23 protein-coding genes are annotated in these 20966 nt (G+C 61.6%); 7 read left to right on the forward strand and 16 right to left on the reverse strand.

Annotated features, from left to right (window positions below):
* Positions 1 to 45 precede the first annotated feature (45 nt).
* From AC07OF_RS08500 to AC07OF_RS08510, 3 genes are all read left to right on the forward strand, one after another.
* On the forward strand, positions 46 to 447 hold the full coding sequence (locus tag AC07OF_RS08500; protein ID WP_157190802.1) for an RNA-binding S4 domain-containing protein: 402 nt from the start codon (positions 46 to 48) through the stop codon (positions 445 to 447).
* 62 nt (positions 448 to 509) lie between these two features.
* Positions 510 to 1412, forward strand: a complete 903-nt coding sequence (hslO, locus tag AC07OF_RS08505; protein ID WP_157190803.1) for an Hsp33 family molecular chaperone HslO — start codon at positions 510 to 512, stop codon at positions 1410 to 1412.
* Positions 1413 to 1591: 179 nt separating this feature from the next.
* On the forward strand, positions 1592 to 3133 hold the full coding sequence (locus tag AC07OF_RS08510; RefSeq protein ID WP_191831250.1) for a phosphoenolpyruvate carboxykinase: 1542 nt from the start codon (positions 1592 to 1594) through the stop codon (positions 3131 to 3133).
* Between the two features lie 68 nt (positions 3134 to 3201).
* Here AC07OF_RS08510 and AC07OF_RS08515 read toward each other — a convergent pair whose 3' ends face one another.
* Together AC07OF_RS08515 and AC07OF_RS08520 are read right to left on the reverse strand one after the other, a co-directional pair.
* Positions 3202 to 3474 (reverse strand): type II toxin-antitoxin system RelE/ParE family toxin, encoded by a 273-nt coding sequence (locus tag AC07OF_RS08515; RefSeq protein WP_495072763.1) that lies wholly within the window; start codon positions 3472 to 3474, stop codon positions 3202 to 3204.
* Entirely contained in the window at positions 3474 to 3917 is a 444-nt protein-coding gene (locus AC07OF_RS08520) for a ParC-related protein (protein WP_157190806.1), read from the reverse strand. Before AC07OF_RS08520 ends, AC07OF_RS08515 begins: the two co-directional genes overlap by 1 nt.
* A gap of 124 nt (positions 3918 to 4041) precedes the next feature.
* Between AC07OF_RS08520 and AC07OF_RS08525 the strand changes: the two genes are divergently transcribed.
* Positions 4042 to 4470: an acyl-CoA thioesterase gene (locus tag AC07OF_RS08525; protein ID WP_157190807.1), complete on the forward strand. Its 429-nt coding sequence runs from the start codon at positions 4042 to 4044 to the stop codon at positions 4468 to 4470.
* A gap of 9 nt (positions 4471 to 4479) precedes the next feature.
* Here AC07OF_RS08525 and AC07OF_RS08530 read toward each other — a convergent pair whose 3' ends face one another.
* From AC07OF_RS08530 to AC07OF_RS08555, 6 genes are all read right to left on the reverse strand, one after another.
* Complete coding sequence (locus tag AC07OF_RS08530; protein ID WP_157190808.1) at positions 4480 to 5136, reverse strand: response regulator; 657 nt, start codon at positions 5134 to 5136, stop codon at positions 4480 to 4482.
* 118 nt (positions 5137 to 5254) lie between these two features.
* A complete protein-coding gene (locus AC07OF_RS08535) occupies positions 5255 to 6070 on the reverse strand; it encodes a CheR family methyltransferase (protein WP_495072764.1) in 816 nt (271 codons plus the stop codon).
* A 289-nt stretch (positions 6071 to 6359) separates the two neighbouring features.
* Entirely contained in the window at positions 6360 to 6836 is a 477-nt protein-coding gene (locus AC07OF_RS08540) for a glycine zipper domain-containing protein (protein ID WP_174446934.1), read from the reverse strand.
* Between the two features lie 211 nt (positions 6837 to 7047).
* Positions 7048 to 9384 carry an FdhF/YdeP family oxidoreductase gene (locus tag AC07OF_RS08545; protein ID WP_476446379.1) on the reverse strand — a complete coding sequence of 779 codons (2337 nt, stop codon included), beginning with the start codon at positions 9382 to 9384 and terminating at the stop codon, positions 7048 to 7050.
* 2 nt (positions 9385 to 9386) lie between these two features.
* Positions 9387 to 10217 (reverse strand): formate dehydrogenase accessory sulfurtransferase FdhD, encoded by an 831-nt coding sequence (gene fdhD, locus AC07OF_RS08550; protein ID WP_157190811.1) that lies wholly within the window; start codon positions 10215 to 10217, stop codon positions 9387 to 9389.
* 92 nt (positions 10218 to 10309) lie between these two features.
* On the reverse strand, positions 10310 to 11197 hold the full coding sequence (locus AC07OF_RS08555; RefSeq protein ID WP_038605654.1) for a LysR family transcriptional regulator: 888 nt from the start codon (positions 11195 to 11197) through the stop codon (positions 10310 to 10312).
* Between the two features lie 84 nt (positions 11198 to 11281).
* On the opposite strand from AC07OF_RS08555, the gene lysM reads away from it, so the two are divergent.
* Positions 11282 to 11722 carry a peptidoglycan-binding protein LysM gene (gene lysM / locus AC07OF_RS08560; RefSeq protein WP_157190812.1) on the forward strand — a complete coding sequence of 147 codons (441 nt, stop codon included), beginning with the start codon at positions 11282 to 11284 and terminating at the stop codon, positions 11720 to 11722.
* Here the strand turns inward: lysM and yrfG are convergent, their stop codons facing one another.
* Entirely contained in the window at positions 11723 to 12385 is a 663-nt protein-coding gene (yrfG, locus tag AC07OF_RS08565; RefSeq protein WP_157190813.1) for a GMP/IMP nucleotidase, read from the reverse strand. It lies immediately after the preceding gene.
* Positions 12386 to 12465: 80 nt separating this feature from the next.
* Between yrfG and nudE the strand changes: the two genes are divergently transcribed.
* Together nudE and cysQ are read left to right on the forward strand one after the other, a co-directional pair.
* A complete protein-coding gene (nudE, locus tag AC07OF_RS08570; RefSeq protein WP_157190814.1) occupies positions 12466 to 13032 on the forward strand; it encodes an ADP compounds hydrolase NudE in 567 nt (188 codons plus the stop codon).
* Complete coding sequence (gene cysQ, locus AC07OF_RS08575; RefSeq protein ID WP_157190815.1) at positions 13029 to 13856, forward strand: 3'(2'),5'-bisphosphate nucleotidase CysQ; 828 nt, start codon at positions 13029 to 13031, stop codon at positions 13854 to 13856. Before nudE ends, cysQ begins: the two co-directional genes overlap by 4 nt.
* On the opposite strand, the gene AC07OF_RS08580 is transcribed toward cysQ, so the two are convergent.
* From AC07OF_RS08580 to rfbB, 7 genes are read right to left on the reverse strand one after another with little or no spacing between them, the layout of a single operon-like run.
* Positions 13845 to 14300: a YiiD C-terminal domain-containing protein gene (locus tag AC07OF_RS08580; protein WP_157190816.1), complete on the reverse strand. Its 456-nt coding sequence runs from the start codon at positions 14298 to 14300 to the stop codon at positions 13845 to 13847. The two genes, cysQ and AC07OF_RS08580, sit on opposite strands and share 12 nt — an antisense overlap.
* Positions 14297 to 15709: a sigma-54-dependent transcriptional regulator gene (locus AC07OF_RS08585; protein WP_157190817.1), complete on the reverse strand. Its 1413-nt coding sequence runs from the start codon at positions 15707 to 15709 to the stop codon at positions 14297 to 14299. The genes AC07OF_RS08580 and AC07OF_RS08585 overlap by 4 nt, the downstream gene beginning before the upstream one ends.
* A complete protein-coding gene (locus tag AC07OF_RS08590) occupies positions 15706 to 17520 on the reverse strand; it encodes a sensor histidine kinase (protein ID WP_157190818.1) in 1815 nt (604 codons plus the stop codon). The genes AC07OF_RS08585 and AC07OF_RS08590 overlap by 4 nt, the downstream gene beginning before the upstream one ends.
* A gap of 35 nt (positions 17521 to 17555) precedes the next feature.
* Positions 17556 to 18431, reverse strand: a complete 876-nt coding sequence (rfbD, locus tag AC07OF_RS08595) for a dTDP-4-dehydrorhamnose reductase (protein WP_476446381.1) — start codon at positions 18429 to 18431, stop codon at positions 17556 to 17558.
* The gene (gene rfbC, locus AC07OF_RS08600) at positions 18428 to 18973 is read right to left on the reverse strand and encodes a dTDP-4-dehydrorhamnose 3,5-epimerase (RefSeq protein ID WP_157190820.1); all 546 of its coding nucleotides are present in this window, start codon (positions 18971 to 18973) and stop codon (positions 18428 to 18430) included. Before rfbC ends, rfbD begins: the two co-directional genes overlap by 4 nt.
* Positions 18973 to 19845: a glucose-1-phosphate thymidylyltransferase RfbA gene (gene rfbA, locus AC07OF_RS08605; RefSeq protein ID WP_157190821.1), complete on the reverse strand. Its 873-nt coding sequence runs from the start codon at positions 19843 to 19845 to the stop codon at positions 18973 to 18975. Before rfbA ends, rfbC begins: the two co-directional genes overlap by 1 nt.
* Entirely contained in the window at positions 19842 to 20924 is a 1083-nt protein-coding gene (gene rfbB / locus AC07OF_RS08610) for a dTDP-glucose 4,6-dehydratase (protein ID WP_157190822.1), read from the reverse strand. The genes rfbA and rfbB overlap by 4 nt, the downstream gene beginning before the upstream one ends.
* Positions 20925 to 20966: the final 42 nt, after the last annotated feature.

A 20966-nucleotide genomic window follows, 5' to 3' on the forward strand; every position in this document is an offset into this window, starting at 1 on the left:
ATACGGTAGTACAGTTCCGTTTACGAAATTAAGCGGGGAAATGTCATGGCACAAAAGCCGGAAGAGGACGATAAGGTCCGCTTGGACAAATGGCTATGGGCAGCGCGCTTCTACAAGACCCGGGCACTGGCCAAGGCGGCCATCGAGAGCGGCAAGGTGCACTGCCGGGGTGAACGATGCAAGCCAGGCAAAGAGCCACGAATAGGCGACGAATTCGTCTTGCGCACCGGCTTTGATGAGCGCACGGTGGTGGTCAAGGCGCTATCAGTGGTGCGTCGTGGCGCGCCTGAGGCCCAGGCGCTGTATGAAGAAACCGCCGAGAGTATCGAGCGGCGCGAGAAGGCGGCCGCCATGCGCAAGGCTGGCGCACTGGGCGTGACGACCGATGGTCGGCCGACCAAGAAACAACGGCGTCAGCTCCACCAGCTTCACGACAGCGCTGGTTAACGGGCGCGGGGCGCACTGATAAACTAGGTGCCATTAACTCATTTACGCGAAAACCCGAACCCATGTCTGAATTGCCGGATACCGATTACACCCAACGCTTCATCTTCGACGACCGCGATGTACGCGGTGAAATGGTCGGGCTGGAGCGCAGCTACGCCGAAGTGCTGGCCAAGCATCCTTACCCGCAGCCTGTCGCGCAACTGCTCGGCGAGCTGATGGCGGCTGCCGCACTGCTGGTCGGCACGCTGAAGTTCGATGGCCTGCTGATCCTTCAGGCACAGTCGAGCGGGCCGGTGCCGCTGCTGGCCATCGAATGCACCAGCGAGCACGAGATTCGCGGCCTGGCACGCTATGTGGCCGAGCAGATCAAGGATGATGCAACCCTTGCCGACCTGATGCCTGGCGGGCATCTGGTCCTGACCATCATTCCGGTCAACGGTCAGCGCTACCAGGGCACCGTGGAGCTGGACGGCAAGGACCTGTCGGAATGTTTTACCAACTATTTCGTCATGTCCCAGCAGATCAACACCTGCATTTCCCTCACCGCCGATGGCATCCGTGCCCGTGGCCTGCTGGTGCAGCAGCTGCCCGCCGATCGCCAGAAGGACATCGAGGAGCGAGAGGAAAGCTGGAACCACGTGAAGGCTCTGGCCAACACGGTGAAAGCCGAGGAACTGCTCGGTCTGGACAACGAGACCGTACTGCATCGCCTGTATCACGAAGACGCCGTACGCCTGTTCGATATCCAGCCCCTGCATTTCCGCTGCAGCTGCTCGCGCGAGCGCTCCGGTAATGCCCTGGTCAGCCTGGGTAAACATGATGCGCTGGCGCTGATCGAAGAGCATGGCGGCAAGATCGAAGTCGATTGCCAGTTCTGTAACCAGAGCTACCCATTCGATGCTGCCGATATCGAGCAATTGTTCGCCGGTGGCGGTGTAGACACGCCGTCAGATACTCGGCACTAAAACGTTTCACTACAGGTAAATCTCCTGTCTAACGCCGGAAACTCGCCGTTCTGACAGGAGGGCCCTACTTTTTTTGGGCGTTTCTGGCATAATCCGGCCACTTTTTTCGCTGTAGTAGTTTTCAAAGCTCTACTACAAAACGTTTGGAGCACTCGGCCGCAGGCCGGATGGGGAATCTCATGACGCAAGCCAACAACACCGTGTACACCGACCTGAGCGTCGATGAGCTGGTAAAAGAAGCGCTGAACCGCGGTGAAGGCGAGCTGGCCGATACTGGCGCGCTGGTTGTGAAAACTGGTCATCGCACTGGTCGTTCGCCGGTTGACCGTTTCATCGTCGAAGAGCCGTCCACTCAGGATGCCATCGCCTGGGGCCCGATCAACCGCAAGTTCCCGGCCGACAAGTTCGATGCCCTGTGGGACCGCGTTGAGGCGTTCAACAACGCACAAGAGCACTTCGTTTCCTACGTTCACGTAGGCGCTGCCGCCGAGCACTACCTGCCGGTGAAGATGACCACCCAGACTGCCTGGCAGAACCTGTTCGGTCGTTGCCTGTTCATCAACCCGCAGCAGTACAACCCTGCTGGCCGTGATGAGTGGCAAGTTCTCAACGTTGCCAACTTCGAGTGCGTGCCAGAGCGTGACGGCACCAACTCCGATGGCTGCGTGATCCTCAACTTCGCCCAGAAGAAGGTGCTGATCGCTGGCATGCGTTATGCCGGTGAAATGAAGAAAGCCATGTTCTCGGTGCAGAACTTCCTGCTGCCGGCTGCTGACGTGCTGCCAATGCACTGCGCTGCCAACATCGGCGAAGAGGGTGACGTCACCCTGTTCTTCGGTCTGTCGGGTACCGGCAAGACCACCCTGTCGGCTGACGAAAGCCGTTACCTGATCGGTGACGACGAGCACGGTTGGGGCGAAGGCGTTGTCTTCAACATCGAAGGCGGCTGCTACGCCAAGTGCATCGACCTGTCCGAGAAGAACGAGCCGGTCATCTGGAAAGCCATCAAGCACGGTGCGGTGCTGGAAAACGTCGTGATCGACGACGCCAAACACGCCGACTACGCCGATGTCAGCCTGACCCAGAACAGCCGCGCCGCTTACCCGCTGGAGCACGTTGCCAAGCGTTCCGAAGCGAACCTGGGTGGCGAGCCAAACGCTGTTATCTTCCTGACTTGCGACCTGACTGGCGTACTGCCACCGGTTTCGATCCTGAACAACGAGCAGGCGGCCTACCACTTCCTGTCCGGTTACACCGCGCTGGTCGGTTCCACCGAAATGGGTTCGGGCAGCGGCATCAAGTCGACCTTCTCCACCTGCTTCGGCGCGCCGTTCTTCCCGCGTCCGGCTGGCGAGTACGCTGAACTGCTGATCAAGCGTATCAAGGGCTTCGGCTCCAAGGTCTACCTGGTCAACACTGGCTGGACCGGTGGTGGCTACGGCGTCGGCAAGCGCTTCAACATCCCGACCACCCGTGCGGTGATCGCAGCGATCCAGAGCGGCGCGCTGGTCGGTGCCGAGACCGAGCACCTGGACATCATCAACCTGGACGTGCCAAAAGCCGTTCCTGGCGTCGATACCGTCCTGCTCAACCCACGCAACACCTGGGCTGACCAAGCCGCCTACGATGAAGCAGCCAAGGCCCTGGCCAACCTGTTCATCGACAACTTCAAGAAATTTGAAGTGTCCGACGCCATCAAGGCCGCTGGCCCACAGCTGTAAGCTGACGCCGGTGTGAAACAAAAAGCCGCCCTTAGGGGCGGCTTTTTGTTGTCCGGGGTTTCAATGCATCACGGCCATTGCTGCCTTGAATGCAGAACACGAATGAACTCGATGTAGTCAGCGGTCACCCGGTAGACCATCACATAATTCGGGCGAACGACAAATTCGTGAGTGCCTGGAAATCTGCCTGCTTTGTAAAGCATTGGCGTTTGCTGAGCTTGTTGGGCTTTGTTCTTGAAGGCCTCATCCAGAGCGATAGCAGCATCCGGGTTGGCCGTCGCAATATGCTCCATGATCCGCTCCCGGTCCTTTAACGCCAGAGCTCGCCATACCAGGCGCATTAATGAGAACGGGCTTTGAGTGCTGCCCTGCGAGCGGCAAACAGGCGTCGAGCCTCGTCGTCTTCAACTACCGGTGTCGGGTCTTGCAGACTGGCTTCAACCTGCGCGTTGAACCAGGTCTCATAGGCCGCTGCCTCATGGGCTAGTTTGAGTGCTTGTGCGCGATCAGGGCGCTGGTAGGTCTTGAGCATTTTGGGGTCGTAGCCGGAGGTATCGACCTTGAAGTACTCGATTCCCAATCCTTGGAGATAGCTGACCAGGGTTTCGAGCTTTTTGAACAATCGAACATTACCGCTGCGCTGTGCAGTCAGGATATGTTCCTGATCATTGATGGACACCTGCACTGCCCATCCACCCGGTTGCCCGACTATATGTGTTGCATCAATACGGCCACTCCCTGCCATTTGGCTGAGGTTCGAGTGGTCAACGTGGTGAGTCGGCATAGGGGAAAGTCTCTGTTTCATTCGGTCAACCCATGCTATGCGATCTATAGTTGATTGCGACTATAGGACTTCTGATGTGATTGTGGGAAGCTTCTTCGATCCGTATCAGCAGCACAGGCCAGCCATGACCGATACCCCTCAGCGCCACGACTATCCCCACCTGCAACCGATCCTCACGCGCTGGCAGGACAGTGACCTCAACGGCCATATCGCCGGTGCCACGGTGTACAGCTACTTCGACACCACCATCCAGGCATTCCTCCAGCAGCAGGGCGGTCTGGACCCGCAGGAAGGGGCGGTTGTCGGTTTTGTGGTCAGCTCGGCGGCGGACTTTTTCGCCTTGCCGGCATTTCCCGATACCCTTGAAGTCGGTCTGCGGGTAGCACGCCTGGCCGGCAGCTCGGTGGAGTACCAGTTGGGCTTGTTCCGGGTCGGCGAGGCGCAACCCTGCGCGGCGGGCAAGGTGGTCCAGGTGTTCGTCGAGCGTGCCACGGGCCGGCCAGTGTCGTTGCCGGCCGAGTTGCAGGCGGCGCTGCTGAGCTTGCAAGGCTGAGCAGCGCGTTCAGTCGTTCAGGCAAATGATGCCTTCACGAACCGCAAACAACACCAGACCCGGCACATCATGAATTTGCAGGCGATGCATGATCTGTGAGCGGTGCGCCTCGATGGTTTTCACGCTCAGGCCCAGGCCGTCGGCAATCGAGCGGGTGCTTTCGCCACGGGCAATGAGCCGCAGGATTTCTAGCTGACGGGTTGTCAGTTGCATGGCGTTGTTTGCGGGCGTGCGCTTGCGGCTGTGTTTGACCGCCTGGCCGATGACCATTGGCAGAACCGCCGAAGACAGGTACTGACCGCCATTCTTCAAGGCCTGCAACGCCTGCTCCAGCTCTTGCACGGTGGCACTTTTGAGCAGAAAGCCATGGGCGCCGAGTTGCAGGCAACGCATGACGAAGTCCAGTTCCGAACGTGACGAGAGCATCAGTACGTGGCAAGTCGGTGCACGTAAATACAGCTCGCGCAGGATCTGCTCACTGTCCAGGGTGTCGGCAGTCATGGCGAGAACGATGACATCAGGCTTGAGCCTTTCCGCCAGGGCGACAGCGGTCATGCCGTCGCCTGCGTCACCGATTACGGCGTATTGTTTTTTTTGTTCGAGCAACGCGCGCAGGCCGGCTCGAAAGAGCGGCGAGTCGTCGGCAAGTAGGATTCGGCAAAGCATGGGTTCGAGCCTGTTTCGCAAGTGTTGGGAGGCGGCAGGTTTGCTCGGTCCGTATGAGTGCTGCCGCGACGGCGCGTGATCAGTATCGAAGGTCTGCCATCGGTGTCGGCAGCGCAGGTCAACATAGGCGCTCGAACACCGACGGCAGTATCGGCCGTAATGGCAGATCAAGCCCGTGAATGCTTTCGCTGTGGCCGATCAACAGCAGCCCACCTGGGCGCAGCCGCGCCAGCAGGCGCTGGACCACCCGTTGCTTGTCATCCTGACTGAAACAGCTCAGCAGATTACGCAGCAATATCGCATCGAATACGCCGAGGTCATCCGGCAATGCCTGGATCAGATTGATTTGCCGCCAGCTGACGCGCTCACGCAAGGCAAGCTGTACTTGCAGGCGCCCGGCCATTTCGCCAACGCCACACTGGCAGTAGCGCTGCAACCAGCCCTGCGGAAAGTAACGTGCCTGGGCAATGTCGTAGATGCCTTCGCGGGCAAGTCCGAGCATGCCTGGGCTCATGTCGCTGGCGAGGATGCGCCAGTTGTCGTTGACGGCGTGTTCGCTGGCGACCATGGCCAGGCTGTAGGCTTCTTCGCCAGACGCGCAGGCGGCGCTCCACAGGCGTGTAGGACCGGGGTGCTCAGCCAGCCAGTGGGCAAGGAACTCGAAATGCCGGTGCTCACGGAAGAAATAGGTCTCTTTGGCGACCAGCAATTCGACCACGCGCTGGCGCTCGGCATGCTGTCCGGGCAGCGTGAGCAGGTGCAGGTAATCGGCGAAGGTTGCCAACTGATAGTGTCGCAGGCGTCTGGCCAGGCGGGCTGCAATGACCGCACGGCGGTCAGGTAGCAGAATCACGCCCGATGCGTGTTCGACCAGTGATTGCAGCTCAAGAAACTGTATTTCGTTGAGCGCGGGTAAGCGTTTGCCGGCCGGCATATCAGCCTCTGCGGGCAATGGGCAGTCGGGTCGGCGTTGCAGAATCGATGCGCATTCCCTGCGTCCATTGGCTGATTGGGGAATGATCAATGATAGCTACTGGCTATTACTGGCAGAATCGGGGTGACCCCTAAGGCCATAGACAAGGTAGGGGTAATAGGGCGCTGTGAGGTTTTGCTGAGTCAGCGGGAGATTTGCCTGAACGGCTTGAGCGGTAACGCGGATGGAGCGCTCGAAGTCCCTGCCGGTGAAGGCAGGGACTAAGAGATTGGCTTAAGCCCAGGCACGCTTAGCGGTGGCGCCAGTGCTTCTTGTGCTTGCGATGGCCATAGTGGTGGCCACGGTCGTGGTAGTAACGACGGTCGTCATAACCGCGTCGGCTATGGCGATAATCGTCCTCGTCCGCTTCTTTGCCCATGTAGTTACCCAGCGCACCGCCGGCACCACCGCCTGCGGCGGCACCCATGTAGCCACCAGTAGTGCCGCCCACGCTACGGCCGATTGCGTTACCGCCCGCTGCGCCCAAGGCGCCACCGATGGCCGCTTCACCGCGGCTGTGCTTGTTCGCACCGACCGCACTGCCTGCCGCGCCGCCAAGGCCCGCGCCGATTGTCGAGCCAGTGCTGCCGCCAATCGAGTTGCCGACCACTGAGCCCAGTACCCCACCCAATGCGCCGCCAATACCGGCTTCGGTGGTGCCACCTGCCGAGGCAACGCCACTGAGCAGGCCGAGAGACAACAACAGAATCGAGGAGTACTTCATCAAGAAAGCCTCATAGGGATGACGAGGCGATCCTGAGGCTGGCGAAGGGGGCTGGCAACGGAAATCCGACGAGTAACACGACTTGTGCACAATTCGCTAAGTTACTGTTTTAACTGTGAAACTTTCTTGATTTTACGCTGTCTGAGCTTACTTGAGACAAGGCCCCGGCATCGCTGCCAGGGCCTTTTTTTTCGTTCTCGAACAGAGAATGCTGTCACAGGATGCGGGCGTTGTCGCTGGCGGCCAGCAGTTTGATCGCGACGAACTTCGAGGTCGGGGTGTGACTGCCGTCACCGACGCTTTCCAGCGGTACCAGCGGATTGACTTCCGGATAATACGCCGCCGCCTGACCCGCCGGGATGTCGAAAGCCAGCAGGGTGAAACCCTTGACCCGACGTTCGCGGCCATCGCTCCAGAGCGACACGATATCGGCCTTCTGCCCTGGGTGAAAGCCCAGGCGAATGATGTCGGCTTCGTTGGCAAAGAGGACGTTGCGCTGGCCCTTGACCCCCCGGTAGCGGTCGTCGAGGCCATAGATGGTGGTGTTGTACTGATCGTGGGAGCGCATCGATTGCATGATCAGGTCCGGTACCTGGCCGGTCGCGCGCACGCACTCGTGCAACAAGTCGTCCGGCAGTCCGTTGGCTTTGAAGTTGGCCCGGCCGCTGGCGGTCTTCCACTGCCGCTGCCCGGCGCTGTTGCCCAGATAGAACCCGCCAGGGTGCTCCAGGCGCTGGTTGAAGTTGTCGAAGCCGGGGATGGTGTCGCCGATCAGGTCGCGGATACGTCCGTAGTCGGCCACCAACCAGTTCCAGTCCACCGGTTTGGCGCCGAGTGTGGCGGCGGCAATGCCGGCGATCACCGCAGGCTCCGAACGCATTTGCCGTGACAGTGGCTGCAACTGGCCGTTGGAGGCATGCACCATGCTGAACGAGTCTTCCACCGTGACCGCCTGCGGGCCTTCGCTTTGCAGGTCGATGTCGGTGCGGCCCAGGCAGGGCAGGATCAGCGCCTGTTTACCGTGTATCAGGTGGCTGCGGTTGAGCTTGGTGCTGATCTGCACGGTCAGCTCGCAGCTGCGCAAGGCCTGGGCGGTACGTTCGGTGTCGGGTGTCGCCTGGGCAAAGTTGCCGCCAAGGCCGATGAACACCTTGGCTTGACCGGCGAGCATGGCGCCGATCGCTTCCACGGTGTTGTGGCCATTATGGCGCGGCACCTTGAAGCTGAAACGACGCTCCAGGGCATCGAGCAGGGCCACCGGCGGGCGTTCGTTGATGCCCATGGTCCGGTCGCCCTGGACGTTGCTGTGGCCGCGCACCGGGCACAGGCCGGCACCGGGAGCGCCGAGGTTGCCACGCAGCAGCATCAGGTTGGCGATTTCCTGGATGGTCGCCACCGAGTGACGGTGCTGGGTGATACCCATGGCCCAGCACATGATGACTTTCCTGGCTTTGCAGTACATCCGCGCGGCTTGTTCGATATCGGCCAGGCTTAGGCCGGACTGGGCCTCGATCTGCGCCCATGAGGTGTTATCCACCGCTTGCAGATAGTCGGACACACCTTGGGTGTGTTGCTTGAGGAAGTCATGATCGAAGATAGCCGGGGCGTTGTTGGCCTGCGCTTCGCGCTCCCACTGCAACAGGAACTTGGCCATGCCGCGCAACACCGCCATGTCGCCGCCCAGCGCCGGGCGGAAGTACGCGGTGTTGGTCGGACGGTCGCCGTTGGTGAGCATTTCCAGCGGATGCTGCGGGTGCTGGAAGCGCTCCAGGCCGCGCTCCTTGAGAGGGTTGATACACACCACCTGGGCGCCGCGCTTGACCGCCTCACGTAGCGGTTCGAGCATGCGCGGGTGGTTGGTGCCGGGGTTCTGGCCCCAGACGAAAATCGCATCGGCGTGCTCGAAATCGTCAAACGTCACCGTGCCTTTGCCGACCCCGACACTCTGGCCCAGCGCCACGCCGCTGGCCTCGTGGCACATGTTCGAGCAGTCCGGGAAGTTGTTGGTGCCGTAGGCGCGCACGAACAGCTGGTACAGATAAGCCGCCTCGTTACTGGCCCGGCCCGAGGTGTAGAACTCGGCCTGGTCGGGGCTGGCGAGGTTTTGCAGGTGGCTGGCGATCAGGGCGAAAGCGCCATCCCAGTCGATCGGGCGGTAGCGGTCGGTACTTGGTTCATAGACCATCGGCTCGGTCAGCCGCCCCTGGTATTCGAGCCAGTAATCACTCTGGGCCAGCAGTGAGGTGACACTGTGGCGGGCGAAGAACGCGGCATCGACGCGGCGCTTGGTGGCTTCCCAGTTCACTGCCTTGGCGCCGTTCTCACAGAACTTGACCATGCCGCTTTCCGGCGAGTCGCCCCAGGCGCAGCCCGGGCAGTCGAAGCCACCATTCTGGTTGGTCTTGAGCAGGGCGCGGATGTTCTTCAGCGCGTTGTCGCTGCCGATCCAGGCCTGGGCCACACTGCGCAGCGCGCCCCAGCCGCCGGCGGCACCGTGGTAGGGCTTGTAACGCGGGACGGGCTTCTGATCGGCTTGGTGATGCAGGCTCACGGTCAATTCTCCAGCACGGGGCTGAACACCCGTGGCGCACTGTGTTTGGGCAGATGGATCAGGTTGAGGTTGTGGCGACGTGCCCATTGCAGGGCCAGACCGGTCGGCGACGACAGACTGACCAGGGTCTGTATGCCGGCGCGCAGGACTTTCTGGATCAGCTCCAGGCTGCAGCGGCTGGTGACGATCGCCAGGCCACCGTCGAGACTGATGTGCTGGCGCAACAGGGCGCCGATCAGTTTGTCGAGGGCGTTGTGCCGGCCAATGTCTTCGCGGCCCAGCAGCAGTTCACCCTGGTTGTTCATGAACAGTGCCGCGTGTACCGCACCGCAGTGCTGGCCCAGCGGCTGGAAAGCATCGATGCGCTGGCGCAGGCCGTCGAGCCAGTGCGCGGGCGGCAGCGGAGCGCCAGGCAACGCCTTCAGTTCCGGCAGCGCCTGTTCCAGGGCTTCGACACCGCACAGACCGCAGCCACTGGTGCCAGCCAGCTGGCGGCGTTGGTCTTTCAGGTTCCAGAAGGCGCGGCTGGCAATTTCTACTTCTGCACTGATCGCCGAACCCCGGCCGGTGAGCTTGAGGTCATAGATGTCGTCAGGCGAAGTGATGATGCCGCTGCCGAGGCTGAAGCCGACGATAAAGTCTTCAAGGTCGGTCGGGCTCACCAGCATTACCGCCTGGTTGATGCCGTTGTAGGCAATGCCCAGGGCGACTTCTTCGGCCAGCGGTGTGCTGGCCTGGCTGTCATCGGTCAGGTGGCTGTAGTCATAGCGGTTGCTGGCCGCGGGCGCAGTCAGGGGGGCGGACGCCGCGCAGGCCGGAGGTGTTGTGCTCATTAGAGATACCGGCGGCTGGTCTGGTTTAAGCCTAGGCTTGCGCTCGGGTATCGTCTAATCGCTAATGCTGATGCCTTGATAGATGGCGTCGATCAGGCACCGCTTTGCAAGGCTTGGAATTCAGCCAGGCAGGCTTCGGCCAGGGCCGAGCGTGGCGCCGTGCGCCGCATGATCAGGCCCAGTGGCGCGAGGGTGCTGGCCTGCTCGATCGGTTGCAGGCGCAGCCGTTCGGTGAGGACTTCCAGGCCCGCCGCCAGCGGCATGATCGCGCAACACAAACCGCCGCCGACCGCCTGGACCAGCTGATGGACGGCATCGGTCTGTAGCAGCAACCGCGGCTCCAGCCCCCGGCTGTGAAAGTTGTGATCGATCGACTGGCGAAAGTGCATGCCGGCGGTCAACAGGCCCAGCGGTAGTTCGGTCAATGCCTGCCAGCTTAAGGGCTGCTCGTCGAAGCGAAAATGATCTGGGTCATACAACAGGCCCATGCGTGTTTCACCCAGAGGCAGGGACAGAAAACGCTCGTGGTCCAGGCGTTCGAGGTAGGACACCCCCAGATCCAGACGGTTACTGGTCAACTGCTCAAGAATCTGCTCGGAGCTCAGCGCGCTGAGTTCGAAGTTCAGGTCCGGGTGGTGTTGGTGCAGGCGTTGCAGCAAGGGCAACGGATCGAAGCTCGACAGCGGCACCACGCCCAGGCGCAGGTTACCGACCAGGTGACCGCGACAGGCAGCGGCTTCAGCGTGCAGGCCATCGTAAGCCGCAATCACCGTACGCGCCCAGGCCAGCACCCGCTCGCCCTGGGCGGTGAAGCCTTCGAAGCGCTGGCCACGGTTGACCAACGCCAGGTCCAGCTCTTGTTCCAGGTTGCGCAGGCGCATGGACAAGGTCGGTTGGGTGACATGACAGCGGGCCGCGGCTTGGCCGAAGTGGCGGGTTTCATCCAGGGCGATGAGGAATTTGAGTTGTTTGATGTCCATCGTCGCTCCGTGGCGCAAAGCAGGCGGAGCATTCTAACCTGTCCTAGACTCCAGGCTCCGAGATTCATCACCAAGGAGAGCGGTATGAGCATTTTCAGTTTCATCAAAGAGGCCGGTGAGAAAATCATCGACCTGCTGACCCCGGGTAATGCCAATGCCAGCGACCAACTGCAGAAGCACGTGGAAGCGGTTGGCCTCGGTAACCCGAACATCAAAGCCACGGTTGATGGCGACAAGGTGACGGTCACTGGAGAAGTGGCCAGCCAGGAAGAAAAGGAGAAGATTCTTCTGGCGCTGGGCAACATTGCCGGCGTGGCTAGCGTGGATGATCAGATCACCGTGACCGGACCGGTCGTCGCCGCTGCGCGCTTTGTGGTGGTGAAAAAGGGCGATACCCTCAGCGCGATTTCGCTGGCGGTGTATGGCAACGCCAATCTGTACAACAAGATCTTCGAAGCCAACAAGCCGATGCTCAAGCACCCGGACAAGATCTATCCGGGCCAGTCGCTGCGCATTCCCGAGTAATCACAAACCTTCGAGTAGCGCCCGGTAGTCTTCGACCGCGGCGAACTCTTCGGTATCCCGTGGCCCTTTGCGGCTATCCGGCTGGCGCACCGCAAGCAGGTGCGCCACGCCGAAATCACGGGCGCTGCGCAGGATCGACAAGGTGTCGTCGATAAACAGGCTGCGCTCAGGCGTGAAATTGATATCGGCCTGCAAGGCTTCCCAGAACTGCGGGTTTTCCTTGGGATAACCGTAGTCATGCGAGCTGATCAGGCGCTCGAAGTAGGGCGCAAGTTCCACCCGCTCCAGTTTCAGCGACAGCGAGTCGCGGTGGGCGTTGGTGATCAGGATCACCCGCTTGCCGGCCTGCTTGATGGCCTGGAGAAAAGTGTCAGCGTCCGGGCGCAAGGCGATCAGGTGGGCGGTTTCCAGCTTCAGGTCGCGCACTGACAGATTCAGCTCGCGGCTCCAGAAATCCAGGCAGTACCAGTTCAGCGAGCCGGCGTGCTGCTCGAACAGGGGCTGCATTTCCAGCTCGGCCATCGCCCGGCTGATACCGTGCAGGTCGGCATAGCGCTGGGGTAGGTGTTCGAGCCAGAAGTGGTTGTCGAAGTGCAGGTCCAGCAGGGTGCCGTCCATGTCCAGCAGGACGGTGTCGATGGTGGACCAGGCTAAAACGGGCATATGAAATTCTCGGACAGTCAGGGCAGCGGTGGCCGGGCAAGCCACGGTATAGTAACCCGTTCACGCCCAGGAGCCGCCCCATGCGCCAGAAACCCACCGTCCTCTCCCGCGAAATTGTCGCCAGCAGCCGTCTGTTTCGGGTCGAAGCTGTGCAATTGCGTTTTGCCAATGGTAACGAGCGCACCTACGAGCGTCTGGTGGGGCGCGGCAACGGTTATGGTGCGGTGATGGTCGTGGCGATGCTCGATGCCGAGCACGCGGTGCTGGTGGAGGAGTATTGCGGCGGTACCGACGAATACGAGCTGTCCTTGCCCAAGGGCCTGATCGAGCCAGGCGAGGATGTGTTGGCGGCGGCGGACCGCGAGCTCAAGGAGGAAGCCGGCTTTGGAGCGCGTCAGCTCGAGCACCTGACCGAACTGTCGCTGTCGCCGGGCTATATGAGCCAGAAGATCCAGGTGGTGTTGGCCACTGATCTGTACGAAGAGCGCCTGGAAGGCGATGAGCCGGAGCCGATGCGCGTCGACAAGATCAACCTGCGCGAACTTTCAGCGCTGGCCCAGCACCCGCAGTTCTCCGAAGGTCGCGCGTTGGCAGCGTTGTACCTGGTGCGCGACCTGCTGACGCAACGTGGGGTGTTCAGCGCATGAATGACCAGCAACTGATGCAACAGGTGGTTGGCCTGGCACGCGAGGCGGGCAAGGCCATCCTGCCGTTCTGGCGCGCCGATGTCGCGGTAACGGCGAAAGCTGATGATTCACCGGTCACCGCTGCTGACCTGGCCGCCCATGAAGTGATTGCCAAGGGGCTGCAGGCGTTGGCACCGGAGATTCCGGTGCTGTCTGAGGAAGACTGCAATATCCCCTTGAGCGAGCGTCAGCAGTGGCAGCGCTGGTGGCTGGTCGACCCGCTCGACGGCACCAAGGAGTTCATCGCCGGTACGGAAGAGTTCACCGTCAATATCGCCCTGATCGAGCGGGGCCGCGTAGTGTTTGGCGTGGTGGCGATTCCCACCAATGGTCGCTGCTACTACGGCGGCCAGGGCCTCGGTGCCTGGTGCGCCGAAGCCGATGCGGCGCCGCAGACCATCAAGGTTCGCTTGGCCCCACCCGTGGGCGTGGGCTTCACCGTGGTCGCCAGCCGACGCCATTCAAGCCCGCAGCAGGAAGCCCTGCTGGCCGGTTTGAGTACAGCGGTCGGTGAGCTTGAGCTTGCCAATATCGGCAGCTCGCTGAAGTTCTGTCTGTTGGCTGAAGGGGCTGCCGACTGCTATCCGCGCCTGGCGCCAACGTCCCAGTGGGACACTGCAGCCGCGCAAGGTGTGCTGGAGGGGGCTGGTGGGGAAGTCCTCGATCTCGATGGCCAGGCCTTTGCCTACCCGCCGCGCGAGTCGCTGCTCAACCCCTTCTTCCTCGCCTTGCCAGCCGCCGCGCCGTGGCGCGGCAAGCTGCTGCAACTGGCTTCAACGATGTAGCACGTACTGGCCGCTGAACAGCACGGCGGCCTCATCGCTACCCGCATTGCTGACCTGGGTGTGCAGGTTCAGGCGCGCCCGGCCGCGACGTTGGTAAGTAGCAACGAAGCGTTCCCAGACTTTCTCCTCCGGTGCTGCGCACACGGCGATGGCCGCCCCGGTGACCGGCAGCGGATAGCTGATCTGTCCTTCCTGAATGACGATATGACCATCGTCGATGCCCACCTCACGCAAGCGCAGGTGCAACCAGCCCCATCCGACCAGCACGGCAGCGCAGTACAGGCTGCCGCCGAACATGGTGCTCTTGTGGTTGACGTTGGCGGCCAGCGGCAACTGCAGGCGCAGTTGCTGGTGCTGCCAGTCGAGCACCTGCAAGCCCATTTCGCGGGTCAGCGGAATGTCGCCGTGCAGCACAGATTCCAGGTAGCGGCTGTCCGTGGTCATGGGCGGTTGTCCTCCATCTCGTCAGGGCTGGTATTGCTGTCGGCGAAGCTCAGGCCATGCTTGCGCAGTTTGTCGTGCAGGGTCTTGCGTGGAATACCCAGGGCTTCGGCAAGGCTGCGCATGGAGCTGTGCGGCTGGGCCAGTTCGGCGGCGATCAGCGAGCGTTCGAACTGCTCGACCTGGTCGCTGAGGTTGCCGCTGCTGGTAGCGATTGATTGTTCGTGGACCTGTGCCGGTGCTTCACCGTCCAGTGCCAGCTCCAGCCCGAGGGCGAAGCGTTCGGCGGCATTTTGCAGTTCACGTACGTTGCCAGGCCAGTTGTGACGCAACAACAGCGCGCGCTGTGCTGGCTGCAAGCTGTGCGCTGGCAGACCGTGGCGTTCGCTCGCGGCATCGGCAAAATGCTGGAACAACACCAGAATGTCATCGCCGCGTTCACGCAGCGGCGGAATGCGCAGCGGCGCGACGTTCAGGCGGTAGTACAGGTCGGCGCGGAAACGGCCCTGGTCGGCGGCCTGACGCAGGTCTTCCTTGGTGGCGGCGATGATGCGGATGTCCAGCGGGATCTGCTGGTTACCGCCCAGACGCTCGACCACGCGCTCCTGCAGCAGACGCAGCAGCTTGACCTGTACGTCGAGGCTCATGCTCTCGATTTCGTCTAGGAATAACGTGCCGCCATTGGCAAACTCGAATTTGCCGATCCGGCGTTTCTGCGCCCCGGTAAAAGCCCCCGGCTCGTGGCCGAACAGTTCGCTTTCGACCACCGATTCGGCCAGGGCGCCGGCGTTGATCGCCACGAACGGGCCGTCGCGACGGCTCGACAGGTCATGCAGGGCGCGCGCGACCACTTCCTTGCCGGCTCCGGTCTCGCCGAGGATCAGCACGTCGGCGCGGGTCCCGGCCAGGGCGCCGATCTGTTCGCGCAGGCGCAGCATGGGAGTGGAGTGCCCGACCAGGCGGGTGCTCAGTTGCTGGCGGTCACTCAGAGCCAGGCGCAGGCTGCGGTTGTCCAGCACCAGGCGGCGCAGGGCCAGGGCGCGGCGCACGCTGTCGAGCAGGGCGTCGCTGGCGAAAGGCTTTTCGAGAAAATCATAGGCGCCGGCACGCATGGCCTGGACCGCCAGCGGCACATCACCGTGCCCGGTAATCAGCAGCACCGGCAGTTCCGGGTCCTGGGCGTGCACCTGTTGCAACAGCTGCAGACCATCAATGCCAGGCATGCGGATATCGCTGACCAGCACGCCGGGCCAGTCCTGTTCGATGCGTGCGGCCAGGTTCTGCGCATCGCTCAGCGACAGGACGTTGAGACCGGCAAGATCCAGGGTCTGGCTCAGGGCCTGGCGCAGGTGCGGGTCGTCGTCGACCAGAATCACCTGTACGCGGCTGTCGATGAGCGGCTCGGTCGTCATGCCGATGGGTCCTCCGAAGTTTGCAGGTTGGCGCCGGGCTTGGCGACGCGCAGCTGCAGGGTAAGCAAGGCGCCACCTTCCGGGTGGTTGCCGAGCAGCAATTCGCCGCCCAGCGCGCGCATCAAGGTATCGCAGATCGCCAGGCCCAGGCCAAGCCCCTGGGTACGCGTCTTGGTGGTGAAAAACGGTTCGCGCGCACGGGCCAGCGCTTCGCTGGTAAAACCCGGGCCGTTGTCGCGAATGTACAGGTAGACGTTGCCGTCGCGCTGTTCGGCACTGAGCATGAGTTTACGCGGGTTGGCTTTTTCGGTCAGGGCATCGAGGGCGTTGGCCAGCAGGTTGCCGAGCACCTGGCGCAGGCGGGTTTCGCCGGCCTGGACCCACAGCGTAGCGTCCGGCAGGTCGCGCACCAGCTCCACCGCCATGGCACGGCGGCGCTTGGCCAGCAGGGCCAGGGCGTCATCCAGCGCCGGCTGCAGTGCCACGCTTTCCGGCGCATGCCTGTCGCGGCGGGCGAAGGCGCGCAGGTGGGCAATGATCGAAGCCATGCGCCCGGTCAGTTCGCTGATCAGTTTGAGGTTGCTGCGGGCATCGTCGGTGCGCTGGTGATCGAGCAGGATCTCGGCATTTTCGGCATAGCTGCGGATCGCCGCCAAGGGCTGGTTGAGCTCGTGGCTGATGCTTGCCGACATGGTCCCCAGCACCGACAGTTTGCCGGCCTGGACCAGCTCGTCCTGGGCGCGCACCAGTTCCTGCTGGGCTTGCTCGCGCTCCAGTACCTCGTCTTTCAGGCGGCTGTTGAGCCCTTCGAGGTCGGCGGTGCGCTCAATCACGCGCTTCTCCAGCTCCTGGCGGGCATGCGCCTCAAAGTCTATGCGGTCCATGTAATGGCGTCGGCGTTGCATCATCAGGCCCAACAACAACATCAGTACCAGCAGGGCGGCGGCGCCGATGGCGACCACGGTGTTTACCGAGCGGTCGATCAGGGTTCGCGGGGCGAGGATGCTGACCTGCCAGCCGGTTTCCTCAATCGCCTGGGTCTGGATCAACCAGGCCGCCTGGTCAAGGTTCAGTGGCTGCGGGGCCTGGGTCGGGTAGGGCTGGATGGCGGCAATCGCTTCGCGTTCGGCATCGCTCAGCGGCCGGGTGGCTCGAAAGCGCCAGTCCGGACGTGAAGTGAGGATCACTACGCCGTTATGGTCGGTCAGCAGCAACTGTTCAGGCGTTTTGCCCCACAGGGTTTCGGTGTGATCCAGATCGACCTTGACCACCAGCGCGCCGATGATCTGTTCACCATCGCGTACGGCCGCGGCGAAGAAATAGCCGCGTTTGGCCGAGGTTGTGCCCTGGCCGAAGAAGCGCCCCAGGCGTCCGGCAATCGCTTCGGTGTAGTACGGGCGGAAGGCGAAGTTGCGACCGACGAAGCTGTCGTGCTTGTCCCAGTTGGACGCCGCCAGGGTATTGCCCCGCGCGTCCATCAGGTACATGACTTCGGCGCCGGTCTGGGTGGCGATGTCCTTGAGCAGACGGTTGGCGTTGGTCAGGGTTTCCAGGCGTAGCGGATCGGCCAGCACCGCGCGCAGGGCGGGCAGGTCGCCAAGGATCTGCGGCAGCGTTTCATAGCGATGCAGGGTGCCCAGCAGGTTGGCGACGTACAGGTCCAGGGTCTGGCGGTTCTGGCCGGCCAGCTCACCTTGGTAATAGTGTTTGGCCAGGTGCTGCAGGGGCCAGAGCAAGGGCGCCAGGCACACCGCCAGCAATGCCAGGCTGCGCCATCGAGGGCGGCGGGGAAGAGGTGGAATCTTGGTCATGGTAACTGCGCCAGAATGATCTGGCGCATTATGCGCTACTTCAGGCAGTCGATCAGCGCTTGCTGCCAGTGCGGTTGGCTGACCTGCCACTCGCGTTGCAGGCGGCTGCAATCGAGGCGCGAGTTGTGCGGACGACGGGCCGGGGTAGGGTACTCGCTTGAAGAGATCGGTAGCAGCTCGGCGCACGGCAGACCTTGGGCCTTGAGTTGCTCGCCGATGGCCTGGGCAAAGCCAAACCAGGAGGTTTCACCTTGAGCGGTCAGGTGGTAGGTGCCCCAGGCGCCAGCCTGGCCTGCCTGCCAGCGTTCGATCAGAGCCCGGGTGCTCAGCGCGATGGTACCGGCCCAGGTCGGTGCGCCGATCTGGTCAGCGACGATGCGCAGTTCAGGCTTTTCCTGCAGCAAGCGCTGCATGGTCAGCAGGAAGTTACGCCCGTGGCGCGAATACACCCAACTGGTCCGCAGGATCAGGTGCTCGCCACCGACCAAGGCAATGGCCTGTTCACCGGCCAGCTTGCTGCGCCCGTAGACGCCCAGCGGATTGGGCACATCGTCTTCGGTGTAAGGACTGTCCTTGTTGCCGTCGAACACGTAGTCAGTGGAATAGTGAATCAGCGGGATTCCCAGCTTCGCGGCTTCTTCGGCGAAGATGCCCGGTGCCTTGGCATTGATCGCAAACGCCAGTTCCGGCTCGCTTTCGGCCTGATCCACCGCAGTGTGAGCGGCAGCATTGATGATCAGGTCAGGCTTGAGCGCCTGCACCCGCTCGCGGATGCTTTCGGGGTGGGCCAGGTCGAGCTGGTTACGACCCAGGACGTGCAACTGGCCGAGATCGCCCAGGTGCTGTTGCAGCTCCCGGGATACCTGGCCGTGCTGGCCGCTGATCAGGATATTCAGTCGGCGTGCGGTCATGGGAGCAGGTCCAGCTCTTTCAGCGATTTTCCGGCTTGGTCCTTGGCGGACAACTGCGGTGCTTCAGTCAGTTGCCAGTCGATGGCCAGGTCTGGATCATCCCAACGAATGCAGCGTTCAGCGGCCGGGTTGTAGTAGTCGGTGGTTTTGTAGAGAAACTCGGCGCTGTCGCTCAACACGACGAAACCGTGAGCGAAACCTTCCGGTATCCAAAGCTGGCGGCGATTGTCGGCAGACAGCCTTACCCCGACCCACTGCCCGAAGTGCGGGGAACTGCGGCGGACATCGACAGCAACATCCAGCACTTCACCGTGGGTCACGCGAACCAGCTTGCCTTGGGTATTTTCCAGTTGATAGTGCAGCCCACGAAGTACGCCTTTCTGCGACTTGGAGTGGTTGTCCTGGACAAAGGTTGTGCTTACACCGGTTTTTTCTTCGAACGCTTTGGCGTTGAAACTCTCGTAGAAGAAACCGCGGTCATCACCGAATACTTTCGGTTCGAGGATCAGTACACCCGGCAGATCAGTAGTAATTACGTTCATTAATGTTCTTCAGCCAAGGCATAGAGGTATTGTCCGTAGCCGGTCTTGCCGAATGTCTTGGCACGTTCCAGCAAATGCGAGCGGTCGATCCAGCCTTGCTGGTATGCGATCTCTTCAAGGCAGGCAACCTTCAAGCCCTGCCGATGTTCGATGGTCTGCACGTACTGCGAAGCTTCCAGCAGGCTGTCGTGGGTACCGGTATCGAGCCAGGCAAAGCCGCGACCGAAACGCTCCACACGCAGATCGCCGCGTTGCAGGTAGGCGTTGTTGACGTCGGTGATTTCCAGTTCGCCACGTGGCGACGGTTTGACGTTCTTGGCTATTTCCACCACATCGTTGTCGTAGAAATACAGACCGGTCACCGCATAGCGCGACTTGGGCCTGGCGGGTTTCTCTTCGATCGACAACGCGCGGCCGTGTTGGTCGAAGTCGACAACCCCGAAGCGCTCCGGGTCCTTGACCAGATAGCCGAACACCGTGGCACCAGAGGGCTGCTTGATGGCACGCAACAGCTGTTCGCTGAAGCCCTGGCCGTGGAAGATGTTGTCGCCCAGGATCAGGCAGACCGAATCGTCGCCAATGAATTCTTCACCGATCAGGAAGGCCTGGGCCAGCCCATCCGGAGAAGGCTGTTCGGCGTAGCTCAGTTCGATACCGAACTGGCTGCCGTCGCCCAGCAGTTGTTTGTATTGGGGCAGGTCGTACGGGGTGGAAATCAGCAGGATTTCCCGAATACCGGCGAGCATCAGCACCGAGATCGGGTAGTAGATCATCGGCTTGTCGTAGATCGGCAGCAGTTGCTTGGAAACACCGAGGGTGATGGGGTGCAGGCGGGTGCCGGAGCCTCCGGCCAGAACGATACCTTTGGTCATGCAATAAGATCCTTGAAGTCGCTGGCGCCCAGGCGTTGGCCTTGATAACTACCGTCTTGAACCCGCTGGCACCATTCCAGATTGTCCAGGTACCACTGCACAGTCTTGCGCAGGCCGGTTTCGAATGTCTCTTGCGGGACCCACCCCAGTTCGCGCTCGATCTTGCTGGCGTCGATGGCGTAACGCTGGTCGTGACCAGGGCGGTCCTGAACGTAAGTAATCAGGTCGGCATAGTTGGCAACGCCTGCCGGACGCTGTGGCGCGAGCTCTTCGAGCAAGGCGCAGATACCCCGGACCACATCGATGTTCTTCTGCTCGTTGTGCCCACCGATGTTATAGGTCTCACCGACCTTGCCCTCGGTTACCACTTTGAACAAGGCACGGGCATGATCTTCGACGAACAACCAGTCGCGTACCTGCAGGCCATTGCCATAAACAGGCAGGGGCTTGCCGGCCAGCGCATTGAGAATCACCAGCGGAATCAGTTTTTCCGGGAAATGGAACGGCCCGTAATTATTCGAGCAGTTGGTGATCAGTACGGGCAGGCCATAGGTGCGTTGCCAGGCGCGGACCAGATGGTCGGATGCCGCCTTGCTCGCAGAGTAGGGCGAGCTTGGCGCATAAGGCGTGGTTTCGGTGAACAGGTCATCGACACCATGCAGGTCGCCATACACTTCGTCGGTGGAGATGTGATGGAAGCGAAACGCTGCACGCTCCTGCGCTGGCAGTGTCAGCCAGTAGGCGCGGGTTGCTTCCAGCAGGCTGTAGGTGCCGACGATGTTGGTTTGAATGAAGTCTGACGGGCCATCGATCGAGCGGTCGACGTGCGACTCTGCCGCCAGATGCATGATTGCATGGGGCTTGAATCGCTCAAGCAGCGCACTGACGGTTGCCTGATCAGCAATATCGGCGCGGACGAATTCATAGCGGGTATTGGTCGCGATGCTGGTGAGCGATTCCAGATTGCCGGCATAGGTCAGTTTGTCGAGGTTGAGAACCTCGTGCTCAGTGGCGCTGATCAGGTGGCGAATCAGGGCTGAGCCAATAAAACCGGCTCCGCCGGTTATGAGTATGCGCATATCCAGTGACCTTTGATGAATCTTATGATGATCTGCTCAAGC

The sequence above is a fragment of the Pseudomonas sp. GW821-FHT10B02 genome (assembly GCF_059415665.1).

Excerpts from the sequence above, each read along its gene's own strand:
- cysQ (WP_157190815.1), top strand. The coding sequence starts at position 13,029 with ATGAATGACCAGCAACTGATGCAACAGGTGGTTGGCCTGGCACGCGAG.
- lysM (WP_157190812.1), top strand. The coding sequence starts at position 11,282 with ATGAGCATTTTCAGTTTCATCAAAGAGGCCGGTGAGAAAATCATCGAC.
- AC07OF_RS08500 (WP_157190802.1), top strand. The coding sequence starts at position 46 with ATGGCACAAAAGCCGGAAGAGGACGATAAGGTCCGCTTGGACAAATGG.
- rfbD (WP_476446381.1), bottom strand. The coding sequence starts at position 18,431 with ATGACCGCACGCCGACTGAATATCCTGATCAGCGGCCAGCACGGCCAG.
- AC07OF_RS08515 (WP_495072763.1), bottom strand. The coding sequence starts at position 3,474 with ATGCGCCTGGTATGGCGAGCTCTGGCGTTAAAGGACCGGGAGCGGATC.
- AC07OF_RS08585 (WP_157190817.1), bottom strand. The coding sequence starts at position 15,709 with ATGACGACCGAGCCGCTCATCGACAGCCGCGTACAGGTGATTCTGGTC.
- rfbC (WP_157190820.1), bottom strand. The coding sequence starts at position 18,973 with ATGAACGTAATTACTACTGATCTGCCGGGTGTACTGATCCTCGAACCG.
- AC07OF_RS08510 (WP_191831250.1), top strand. The coding sequence starts at position 1,592 with ATGACGCAAGCCAACAACACCGTGTACACCGACCTGAGCGTCGATGAG.
- rfbA (WP_157190821.1), bottom strand. The coding sequence starts at position 19,845 with ATGACCAAAGGTATCGTTCTGGCCGGAGGCTCCGGCACCCGCCTGCAC.
- AC07OF_RS08590 (WP_157190818.1), bottom strand. The coding sequence starts at position 17,520 with ATGACCAAGATTCCACCTCTTCCCCGCCGCCCTCGATGGCGCAGCCTG.
- rfbB (WP_157190822.1), bottom strand. The coding sequence starts at position 20,924 with ATGCGCATACTCATAACCGGCGGAGCCGGTTTTATTGGCTCAGCCCTG.
- AC07OF_RS08535 (WP_495072764.1), bottom strand. The coding sequence starts at position 6,070 with ATGCCGGCCGGCAAACGCTTACCCGCGCTCAACGAAATACAGTTTCTT.
- AC07OF_RS08555 (WP_038605654.1), bottom strand. The coding sequence starts at position 11,197 with ATGGACATCAAACAACTCAAATTCCTCATCGCCCTGGATGAAACCCGC.
- fdhD (WP_157190811.1), bottom strand. The coding sequence starts at position 10,217 with ATGAGCACAACACCTCCGGCCTGCGCGGCGTCCGCCCCCCTGACTGCG.
- nudE (WP_157190814.1), top strand. The coding sequence starts at position 12,466 with ATGCGCCAGAAACCCACCGTCCTCTCCCGCGAAATTGTCGCCAGCAGC.
- AC07OF_RS08580 (WP_157190816.1), bottom strand. The coding sequence starts at position 14,300 with ATGACCACGGACAGCCGCTACCTGGAATCTGTGCTGCACGGCGACATT.
- yrfG (WP_157190813.1), bottom strand. The coding sequence starts at position 12,385 with ATGCCCGTTTTAGCCTGGTCCACCATCGACACCGTCCTGCTGGACATG.
- AC07OF_RS08525 (WP_157190807.1), top strand. The coding sequence starts at position 4,042 with ATGACCGATACCCCTCAGCGCCACGACTATCCCCACCTGCAACCGATC.
- AC07OF_RS08530 (WP_157190808.1), bottom strand. The coding sequence starts at position 5,136 with ATGCTTTGCCGAATCCTACTTGCCGACGACTCGCCGCTCTTTCGAGCC.
- AC07OF_RS08520 (WP_157190806.1), bottom strand. The coding sequence starts at position 3,917 with ATGCCGACTCACCACGTTGACCACTCGAACCTCAGCCAAATGGCAGGG.
- hslO (WP_157190803.1), top strand. The coding sequence starts at position 510 with ATGTCTGAATTGCCGGATACCGATTACACCCAACGCTTCATCTTCGAC.